The organism is Vibrio sp. MMH1-50 (assembly GCF_022347645.1).
GTDB classification, from domain to species: domain Bacteria; phylum Pseudomonadota; class Gammaproteobacteria; order Enterobacterales; family Vibrionaceae; genus Vibrio; species Vibrio harveyi.
In genome coordinates, this window is the sequence record NZ_JAKRGG010000004.1 from 208,773 (window position 1) to 220,296 (window position 11,524).

Annotated in this window: 3 protein-coding genes; 1 reads left to right on the forward strand and 2 read right to left on the reverse strand. The window is 48.2% G+C overall.

Features of this window, described 5'->3' with window-relative positions; all coding sequences use genetic code 11:
• Position 1: 1 nt before the first annotated feature.
• Both MHO32_RS05505 and MHO32_RS05510 read right to left on the reverse strand, forming a co-directional pair.
• Positions 2–1,351, reverse strand: coding sequence for an HlyD family type I secretion periplasmic adaptor subunit (locus tag MHO32_RS05505; RefSeq protein WP_199481212.1), 1,350 nt, complete (start codon positions 1,349–1,351; stop codon positions 2–4).
• A gap of 12 nt (positions 1,352–1,363) precedes the next feature.
• Complete coding sequence (locus tag MHO32_RS05510; RefSeq protein ID WP_045479346.1) at positions 1,364–1,717, reverse strand: hypothetical protein; 354 nt, start codon at positions 1,715–1,717, stop codon at positions 1,364–1,366.
• Positions 1,718–1,917: 200 nt separating this feature from the next.
• Here MHO32_RS05510 and MHO32_RS05515 point away from each other — a divergent pair.
• Positions 1,918–11,524: tandem-95 repeat protein (locus tag MHO32_RS05515; RefSeq protein WP_239210827.1), on the forward strand; the 9,607-nt coding region annotated here is incomplete at its 3' end.

Sequence of the window (11,524 nt, forward strand, 5' to 3'; positions counted from 1 at the left end):
ATTACCTCTCATCGAACGCGTCTTCGATAGCCGACATAACCGGCTTCGCAGCGTATTCGATAACCCGACGTGACCCTGTTTTCACGTCGGCGGTAAACTCCATATAAGGGGACAGCTTGTATTGTGTGCCTCCGCGCTCTAGATAGTTTTGGCTGATTTGGATTTCAGCGAGGTAGAATTCTGCGTCCTCTTCTTCATAAGACGAACGGCTGATCGACGCGATTCGACCTTCCAAAAATCCGTACTTGGCAAAGTTGTAGGTGTCCATCTTCACTTTGACTGCCTGTCCGATTTCAACAAAGCCCATGTCTTTACGTGGAATCTTCGCTTCGCCATGAAGGGAGTTATTAATCGGCGCAATGTCCGCGATACTTTCCCCCGGCGGTATCACGGCAGAGCGGAAGTTGAAGTGCACTTTATCCACCACACCATCAATAGGGGCGTAGACCACAAGACGATCCACTTTGTCTGAGTGTTGAGGACGAAGAATGCGTTTCAGCTTGAGATCTTTCTTCGCTTGAATGATTTGCGCTTGGTATTCGGAGTTGCGATTTTCCACCAAGTCACGGTACTGTTTTTCTAGTTTGTCGAGTTGGAAGCGCTCATTCATGACCGACTCATCGAGATTTTCAATCTCACGCACCATGTTTGATTCTTGAACCTGCATATTCAGAACATCGACATAAGATGCCATTTCTTCTTTATAGAGGGTGTTCTTGATATTGAGTTGCTTGCGAATCAACGAAAGCTGGTTCTCGGAACTTTTGCGGCGCTTAAGCATAGAATCAATCAACGAGTTCTTATGATTGATGTCGTGGGTGATCAACTCTTCATTAGAGCGGTTTTTGGAAAACTCTTGCTGCCAGGTATTCATATTTACCTGAACCAATTCTGGATATCTTTTGATGTAGGCAGAGAAATCGGGCTCTACCATATCGCGCAGGCTTTCATAACGGAGTTTGTCTAACTCGAGCTGAATGATTTCTGTGTTTACCGTATCGAGTTGAGTGTTTCTATCCAAAGAGCGGATGCGCGCAATGGGTTGACCTTCGTAAACCACTTCGCCTTTGCGCACTAACATTTCTTCGAGAATACCGCCTTCAAGGTGTTGCACTTTTTCTACGTCAGATTCCAGCAATAGCTCGCCGCGCACCGACACCACAATATCGATACGAGCTTGAGACGCCACGGCGATCGCCACCATTGAAAGCAAAAAGATAACCAGCAATGTTTTGTGTACGCTGGTCATCGCACTGGCTAGCACGATCGTATCGTCTGCGGTCACCTTCGAAGACTCGTTATTGGAAACGAGTGCTTTTCTGAGGTGGTGCTCGATCTGCTTGTTACTCATGATCCACCTCGGTTATTCATCATCTGCGCTGTCATTGATAGAGTTCTCGATATCTAACAGCTGGCTAATTTGCTTGTTCACGTTGTTGAGCTCAGTTTTAATGTCCTCAAGCAAGTCCTCAGGAGCGGGGAAGTGGTGCTTACTCAAATGCTCCAGCTTTGCCATCTTGGGTGGTAAATCATCATCACAAAGCAATACGAGAATAGTCTTCAGCTTTTTTGAGTAGCCGCTCAGCTCTTCAAAACGGTTTTGTTTATGCAGCATTTCGATGTTGATCGCCGCGCTGCTGAAATCCTTATAAAAATCTCCCAATAGCAATTGCAGCCCTTTGTGGCTGTTGTCGACTGAGCGCAACAGATTCGTCATGTTTATCATTGTTCCACCGCCCTAATTGCTTTAATGACAATAACTAAGGATCTTTAAATTGCGTTTTCAAATTTTTTTTACCTCTTTCTGGTTAAACAACGTGAGTATGAAAAAAGTTGGATAAAAAAGTTGGTTTTCCAGAATGGTGTCCTTTACTGCCTCTAAACACGATCAGTTAGCTAATGGCAACGGAGGCTGTAATGGCAGGTGACAACAACCAAAATAACCAAAACAAAGACCTAAATGACGCGGTAGAACAAACGGAAACCAATGACGCGGGTACGCCCTCCCAGCAGCAGAATCAGCAAAATCAACAGAATACGATTGCTTCGACCGTAGCGACGGGTGCTGAAAATACCGATGCAGCAGACGAAGCCAATCAGGCGATGGAAGACAACCCAAGTGGTGCCGGATCGGAAGAAGAAGCCTCGGCGTCCGGTGGTGCGGTACAAGAAGACACGCCAGAGAGTAGCGGTGGTTCGGATGCCGCTCAATCGAACGTGGTAGACAGCGTGGCATCAGACGGTGGCTCAGGTGAAGAAGCGTCTGGCAGCGGCGGTGCGGCTTCAGGTGCGGGTGCACAAGCTGTTGGTGGCGGTGATGCCTCTGGCTCTGAAGGTGGTTCGGACGCAGAAGGCAATGAAGCACAAGGACAAGCTGTACAAACTTCGGCTGCGCCAAGTGCCTCTTCATCCGATTCTGAAGGTTCACAAGGTGGTGATAACCTTGATTCCGAAACCACAGAAGAAACCTTTGCGGTGGACGTTCAAGACTCTAGCGAAGAGACCACGACGCAAGTAGAAGACGATTTCGACTCAGAAACCACGAGCGAAACGTTCCAAATTAAAGTCGAAGGTGAAAACGATGCGCCAGAGGTAGAACAAGATCTGGCTTACATCATGGATGAAGACGGCACCATTACCTTCACGCAAGAACAATTACTTGAATACGCGAGTGATGTTGATGGCGACGACCTTGTTGCGTCTAACGTCCAAGTAGGTGCGAATGCATCGGTTCAAGACAATGGTGACGGCACGTTCACCGTGGTTCCGGACGCTGATTTCAATGGTGAACTCGACTTAACGTTTGATATCAGTGATGGTCAAGAAACCGTTTCAAGTTCTATCGATTTAACCGTTCGTCCAATCAATGACGCACCAGTGCCTGAAGATAAAACCTTTGAGGTGGAAGAGGACGGGACTCTCATCTTCACCGATGCAGACCTGCTTACTGGCGCAACGGATATTGAAGGCGATAACCTAACAGTTGAAGGTGTGAGTTACGATGGTGGCGACGGCATCCTGACCGACAACGGCAATGGGACTTACACTTTTGCGCCAAATGAAAATTTCAATGGTGATGTGAACTTCAGCTTTGATGTGTCCGACGGCACAGATACGGTTTCTGCCAACATTGATGTAAGCGTTACGCCTGTCGATGATGCGCCAGTATCAGGCAATCTTGCTTACTTGGTGGACGAAGATGGCTCGATTCGTTTGAGCCAAGAACAGTTGTTGTCGCAAGCTTCCGATGTGGAAGGCGATGCACTGACGGCGTCTAACCTTTCGGTAGATGGCAACGCGACGGTGACTCAAAATGACGATGGTAGCTTCACCATTACGCCGGACGCAGATTTTAATGGTGATATCGACATCAGCTTCGATATCTCAGATGGCACGAATACCGTTCAAGCAACCGCTGACCTAACCGTTAACCCAATCAACGATCTGCCTGTTCCTCAAGACCAACAATTCAGTGTGGAAGAGGACGGCACGCTGCAATTTACTGATGCGGATCTGCTTGCTGGTGCGACCGACATTGAAGGCGATGACCTTTCTGTAACGGGAATCAGCTATGAAGGCACCGACGGCGTTCTAACTGACAATGGTGATGGCACATATAGCTTTGCGCCAAATGAGAACTTCAACGGTGATGTGAACTTCAGCTTCGACGTATCTGATGGCACGGATACGGTTTCAGCGAATGTAGATGTGAGTGTCACGCCGGTGAATGATCCTCCGGTGGCTGGTTCAACGTCTTACACGGTTCACGAAGACAACTCTATTACCATTTCTGACGCGCAACTGTTGGCAAATTCTTCAGACTTAGAAGGGGATGTCTCGATAGATAGCGTGAGTTACTCTGGCAGCGATGGTGTGTTGCAAGTCAATGGTGACGGTACGTACACCTTCTCTCCAAATGAAAACTTTAATGGTGAAGTGACGCTTGATGTTGTCGTCGCTGATGAAGAAGGCGCAACGGATGTCACCACTGCTGGCATTACAGTACTGGAAGTGAACGATCCACCAGTCGCAGGACCAACTTCTTACACCATTGATGAAGATTCAGTTCTGACCTTCAGTGAGTCGCAAGTGCTGCTGAATGCCTCTGATGTGGAAGGGGATGTTGAGCTAGTAGGCATTAGCTACGATGGTCCGGATGGCATTTTCACCGTTAACGATGATGGCACGTGCAGCTTCGCGCCAAACGAGAACTTTAACGGACAAGTTCAACTTGATGTGACCATTCGAGATGAAGATGGAGCAGAAGTTGATACCGTCATCAATGTGAATGTATTGCCAATCAATGATGCGCCAGTATCGGGTGATTTGGCTTACAGTGTTGATGAAGACGGTGCGATTACACTCAGCCAAGATCAGCTTCTTTCTCAAGCGTCTGATATTGAGGGCGATGACCTGACTGCTAGCGATTTGACTGTCGATGGAAACGCAACCGTTACAGCGAACGACGATGGCAGCTTCACGATTACACCAGATGCAGACTTTAATGGTGACATTGATATCCAATTCAACATTACGGACGGCACAGACACTATCCAAGCAACGGCGGATCTAACGGTTAATCCGGTTAACGATCTTCCTGTTCCTCAAGACCAGCAGTTTAGTGTTGAAGAAGACGGCACGCTTCAGTTTACCGATGCAGACTTGCTTGCTGGCGCGACCGATATCGATGGCGATAACTTAACGGTTGACGGCATTAGCTACACAGGCAGCGATGGTGTGCTGACTGACCACGGTGATGGTACTTACACCTTTGCACCAAACGAAAACTTCAACGGTGATGTCAGCTTTAGCTTTGGTGTTTCTGACGGCACTGAGACCGTACCTGCAAATGTGGACGTGAGCGTCACTCCAGTGAACGATCCTCCGGTTGCGGGTTCTACGTCTTACACGGTTGATGAAGATAATGCGATTACGATTTCCGACGAGCAGCTTCTGGCTAACTCTTCGGATGTGGAAGGCGCAGTGTCCATCGATAGCGTGACCTATTCAGGCACCGATGGCGTATTCCAAGACAACGGTGACGGCACTTACACCTTCATGCCGAATGAGAACTTCAGCGGTGATATCAGCCTTGATGTGATTGTGGCGGATGAGCAAGGTGCGATTGACGAAACGACCGCAGGCATTACGGTCATTGAAGTGAATGACCCTCCAGTTGCCGGTCCAACGTCTTACACGGTTGATGAAGATTCAGTACTGACATTCAGTGAGTCACAAATTCTTGCCAACGCATCTGATATCGAGGGCGATGTAGAGCTTGTTGGCATCAGCTATGAAGGCTCGGATGGTATCTTTACCGTCAATGGCGATGGTACTTGTAGCTTTGCACCAAACGAGAACTTCAATGGTCAAGTTCAGTTGGATGTGACCATTCAAGATGAGAATGGGGCAACCGTTGATACGCACATCAATGTCGATGTATTGCCAATCAACGATCCACCAGTATCGGGTGATTTGGCTTACACCATCAACGAAGACAGCTCAATCACGCTAAGCCAAGAGCAGCTGCTTGCCAAAGCGGGCGATATTGATAGCGAGAACCTTGAAGCCATCAATCTATCGACAGATGACTACGCGACAATTCAATACAACGATGATGGCAGTTACACCATCACACCGGATGAAAACTACAACGGCGACCTAGATCTGACCTTCGATATCATTGATAACGATGGCGGCTCGGTACAAGTTGGTCTGGATATTACGGTTAATCCTGTGAATGACTTGCCACAAGCGCAAGATCAACAGTTCACGGTAGAAGAAGATGGCACCTTGCTGTTCACGGATGCAGACCTATTGGAAGGCGCATCGGATATTGACGGCGATGATCTGTCTATCGAAAACGTTCTCTACACAGGTGCGGACGGCGTGCTTACCGATAATGGTGATGGCACTTACAGCTTTGCGCCGAATGAGAACTTCAACGGTGATGTTCAGTTCACATTCGATGTGTCTGACGGCACAGGCTCAACACCAGCATTCATTGATGTCAGCGTGACACCAGTGAACGATCCACCGGTGGCAGGTTCTACGTCTTACACGGTTCAAGAAGACGGTCAAATCACCATTAGTGACGAGCAGTTGTTAGCCAACTCTTCTGATGTGGAAGGTGACGTAGCCTTGGCGAATGTTAGCTACTCTGGTAACGACGGTAGCTTCGTGGACAATGGCGACGGCACATATACCTTCACGCCAAATGAGAACTTTGACGGTAACATTTCGCTCGACGTTACAGTTATTGACCAAGATGGTGCAACGGATACAACAACCGCAGGCATCGATGTTATCGCGGTGAATGACGCACCTGAAACGTCAGGCATTCAAGCTGAAGTGGATGAAGATAACGCCATCACCATCACGCAAGAACAATTGCTTGCGAATGCGACAGACATTGAAGGTGATGACCTTGTTGCCAGCAATCTACAAACCAATGACCCAGATGCGACGATCGTAGCCAACGACGATGGTTCTTTCACCATTACGCACACCGAAAACTTTAACGGTGAGTTGGACTTCACTTACAACATCAGCGATGGCGAAAATGATGTTCTGACCACGCTGGATCTGACCGTTAACCCTGTCAACGATGCGCCAGAAGCAGGCGACGAAATCTTTATTCAAGCGGAAGAAGATCAAACCGTGGGTGTTTCTCTGCGTGAAGAGCCTGCGTTGCGTCTCGACCAAGCCCCTGAAAACGGCATCATTGAAGCGAATCTAAATGACGAATGGGTACAGCTAGAAGTCGGGCAGGAGGTTCCTGCGGATACGGAAGTGCGCTTCATTCCAAATGATGATGCGTTGGCGAACGGTACGCATACCACTCAAATCGGTACGTTTGATGACAATGCGAGTGTTGATGATTGGGGTGATGAAATTGACCCATATACTCGCCAGTTCACTGATGGTGATTTGACCGTAACGGTGCAGAGTAATGATGATCCGCTTGGTGCGTGGAATGGTAACACACACATTGGGCATGGTATTGGCGATACTGACCGCCAAGGCTTGAGTGGTGATGAAAAACTTACTGTGACCGTTGAAGGTCAAGACATCAATGAAATCAGCTTCCACCTAGACGGTCTAGGTGGCTGGTTTATGGAGGAGTCTCGCCACTTTACAGAAGTCGAAATTCGCGCATTCAATTCCGATGGTGACTTGATCGACTCAATGACTTACCACAAAGAAGATCGTGGTAGCTATGAGACGGATTACACCCTAACGGTGAACGAGCCTGTGTCTTACTTTGAGTTAGGAACGATTCAAGGTAACGGTACTTACGTGGTTCAAAACATGACGGTATCGCAAACTTGTCATGATGAAGCGGTGTTCACATCTATTGGCGTGGACGGCACGGAAATCACTGAAACGGTAGAGCTTAATATCCGTGAAGGTGACAGTGAAATTGAACTGACGGCTGATCTGCCAAATGTGACTATCGATACCGAAGGTTCTACGCAGTTTGCCTCTGTTGTTATCACTGAAGAGCAGCTTCTCGCACAAGCGAGTGATATCGATAGCGATGTTCTTGATATTCAAAACCTAGAGCTGGTGGGGGATAACGCGGAGCACGCTACGTTAACCGACAACGGCGATGGTACATGGACAGTCACACCAGATGAGAACTTCTACGGTGAGATTGAGCTTGGCTACCAAGTTACAGATGGTGAACTCACTGACGACAACATCGTCAACATCAACTTCGAAGCAGTAAACGATGCGCCAATCGTTTCTGGTCCGATTGTGTTGTCGACAGATGAGGATGTGGGCATTACGTTTAGCGCGGACGATCTGCTTGCCAATGCAAGTGATGTGGAAGGCGATGCGCTGTCTATCTCTGATATTTCTTACAGCGGTGATAACGGTGAGCTTGTCGACAATGGCGACGGCACTTACACCTTTATGCCGAATGAAAACTTCAATGGTGAAGTCGACATCGATTACAAAGTCTTCGATGGCACCGATGAAGTCGATACCCATCTAGATCTGACCGTTATTCCGGTCAACGATGTGCCAGTTCCTGGTGCACCACTGCATACTCAAATGCTAGAAAATGGCACCATCATCATCGAAGCAAAAGACCTGTTATCAGGTGCGACCGATGTGGATGGCGACATTCTGCATATCGAGAATCTACTGCTTGTTGACCAGTCACAAGGTACGTTGACAGACAACGGCGACAACACCTTTACCTTCGAGCCAACTTCGAACTTCTACGGTGAAGTGAACCTGACCTTCGACATCAGCGATGGTCAAGCAAGTGCACCAAGTACCGCCTCAATTGATGTCGAGATCGTCAATGAAGCACCGGAAGTCAGCGGTCCAGTTGATGCGGTCGTTGATGAAGATGGCTCAATTACCATCACTCAAGAAGACTTGTTAACGAACGCGACGGACGTGGATGGTGACAATCTTGAAGCGGTGAACCTGTCGACCAACGATCCTAATGCAACCATCGTTGAGAACGCTGATGGTAGTTTCACGATTACACCGAGCGAAAACTTCTTTGGTGAAATCGAATTTACTTATGACGTAACTGACGCGATTGAAACTGTTGCTGCGGATCTGAACCTCACCGTTAACCCAGTGAACGACCTGCCAGATGTGCCTGATTTGTCCTTCACCACAGAAGACGGCGAAGCTATCACGATTACTGAAGCAGAGCTGCTGGCTCAAGCGACGGACATCGAAGGCGATGACTTATCTGTTGTGAACGTGACGAGCTTAAGCGATACGGTTCAAGTAACAGACAATGGCGATGGCACTTACACGTTAACGCCAGAGCAGGGCTTCTTTGGCAATGTTGACCTCACGTTTGATGTGAGTGATGGCACCGATGTGGTGGCGGCAAACATCGACTTGAAAGTTGAGTTCGTCAACGACGCACCAGAAGCAGTGCCAATCGTGGCAGACGTGGACGAGGATGGCTCTATCCTCGTGACACAAGAAATGCTGCTTGAAAATGCCAGCGACCAAGATGGTGATGACCTATACGCAACGGCACTAGAAACCAATGATCCTAACGCAACGATTGTAGACAACGGTGACGGTACCTACACTGTGACGCCATCTGAGAACTTTAATGGTGAAATTGCGTTTACCTATGAAGTGAACGACGGCGAGCTAAGCACTTCAACTGATATGACACTGACGGTTAATCCCGTCAACGATATCCCAATTGTCGCACCAGCCATGTATAGCATCGAAGAAGATGGCAGTATCTTGTTTACAGAGGCGGACTTACTGAGTGGCGCAGTTGATGTTGAAGGCGATGACTTATCTGTTACTAGCATCAACTACTCGGGTGATGAAGGTACTGTAACAGACAACGGTGACGGTACGTTTAGCTTCGTACCAGAAGAGCACTTCAGTGGTGACTTGCAATTCAGCTTTACGGTTTCTGACGGCACTGATGAAGTTGAGCAAGACATTAATGTTCATATTGAAGCCGTGGCAGATGCGCCTGATTTGGTCATTCGAGATGGTGATGGTGCCATCGTGGATGACCAAGCGATCATCGTTGATCCGGGTGGTGTTGTCGAGTTGAATATTGCTGCCGCTTTGGTTGACCAAGACTTGTCAGAAACGCTGACGGTGACTGTGGATGGTGTTCCAGAAGGCTCCGTTGTTACTTACGACAACGAAGGTGTACTGAACGACCAAGATAACGGTATCACCAGTTACAGCGATACTGAAATTACGGTTACGTTTGAAGGTGAAACCGCGGGTTACCAAAACACAGCGGGTTACTACAAAGTCGATGAAGATGGCAACATCACGGGCGTTGAAGTGGTGTACGAAAATGCCTCTCAAGTTGGCGGAGGCGGTGATCTCATTCCGGGACAAGATCAGTTCAGCTTCCAAATCTCGGAAGGGGAAAGTTTCAACCTATTCTTGATTCCTAACGGTCACAACTTCAATGACTTTGCATCTATGCAAGATGGTCAGTACGAGTTCCGTGCAGCAGATGGCTCTCCCGCGAACATGGATACAGTTGACCCACAACTCGTGTTTGTTGGCGCTGATGGTTCTGAAACCGTGATTCAAAGCCAATTCGGTGATGCAGTCTTCCATGGTGGTTCAAGCTCAGAGCTCAACCAAGATGGTATTGAACATACCCGAACTACCGTGAACGAAGACGGTGAACTGGTTTACGGCTTTGAAGATCTCTACGGTGGCGGCGATGCCGATTACACCGACTTTAACTTCACTATTGATGTCGGTGAAGTAAACAGTCAAATCTACAGTGGTGAAGTGACCGTTGGTCCCGATGGTTCAGTTGCAATACCAACCACGGCGATTGATAAAGAAATTGAAATTCAACTGCCTGAAGACTTCTCTGAGCAGCTTGAGATTCACGTGACAGCCACCGCAACAGAATTATCGAATGACGATTCTGAAACCGTGTCCCAAACCATCTACGTCAATGCAACAGGTGCCCACATTGAACATGCGCCTGAAGCATTGCCTGTTTCAGCGATGGTTGAAGAAGATGGTTCAATCCTAATTACGCAAGAAGATTTACTCGCTAATGCGCGTGACTTGGATGGTGACCAACTGACAGCACTGAATCTGGCAACGGATGATGAAAACATCACCATCATAGACAATGGTGACGGTACTTACACCTTAACGCCAGATGCGGACTTTAATGGTGATATCACCTTTACGTTCGATGTGTCTGACGGAGATGATGTTGTCTCTACCAACCTTGAGTTATTGGTGTCACCAGTTAATGATGCGCCTGAACCACAAGATCAAGCGTTCACCGTTGGTGAAGATGGTGTGCTGACCTTTACTGATGCGGATCTGCTAACAGGCGCTACCGACATTGAAGGGGATGACCTATCTGTTGAGGGCGTCACTTACACAGGCGCGGACGGTGTCCTAACTGACAATGGTGATGGCACATACAGCTTCGCTCCAAACGAAAACTTCAATGGAGAGGTGAACTTTACCTTCGATGTTTCTGATGGCACGGATACCGTGACGGCGAATATCGATGTGACAGTCACGCCTGAGAACGATCCACCGGTGGCAGGCAGCACGTCTTACACCGTTCATGAAGACAATTCGATTACCATTAGTGACGAGCAGTTACTGGCGAATTCATCAGACGTCGAAGGAGATGTCGCGGTTGATAGCGTTAGCTACAGCGGAACAGATGGTGTGTTCCAAGACAATGGTGACGGTACGTACACCTTCTCGCCAAACGAGAACTTCAATGGCGAAGTGAGCCTAGATGTTGTCGTAGTCGATGAAGACGGTGCTACGGATTCAACTACCGCAGGTATTACAGTACTTGAGGTGAACGATCCACCAATTGCAGGCGCGACTAGCTACTCAGTGAACGAAGACGAAGTCATCATCATCAGCTCTGAACAGCTGTTGGCGAACGCTTCTGATGTTGAAGGTGAGGTAGCACTAGATAGCGTGAGCTACAGTGGCAGTGAAGGTATCTTTACCGACAATGGTGATGGTACGTTCAGCTTTGCACCAAACCAAA

Excerpts from the sequence above, each read along its gene's own strand:
- MHO32_RS05505 (WP_199481212.1), bottom strand. The coding sequence starts at position 1,351 with ATGAGTAACAAGCAGATCGAGCACCACCTCAGAAAAGCACTCGTTTCC.
- MHO32_RS05510 (WP_045479346.1), bottom strand. The coding sequence starts at position 1,717 with ATGACGAATCTGTTGCGCTCAGTCGACAACAGCCACAAAGGGCTGCAA.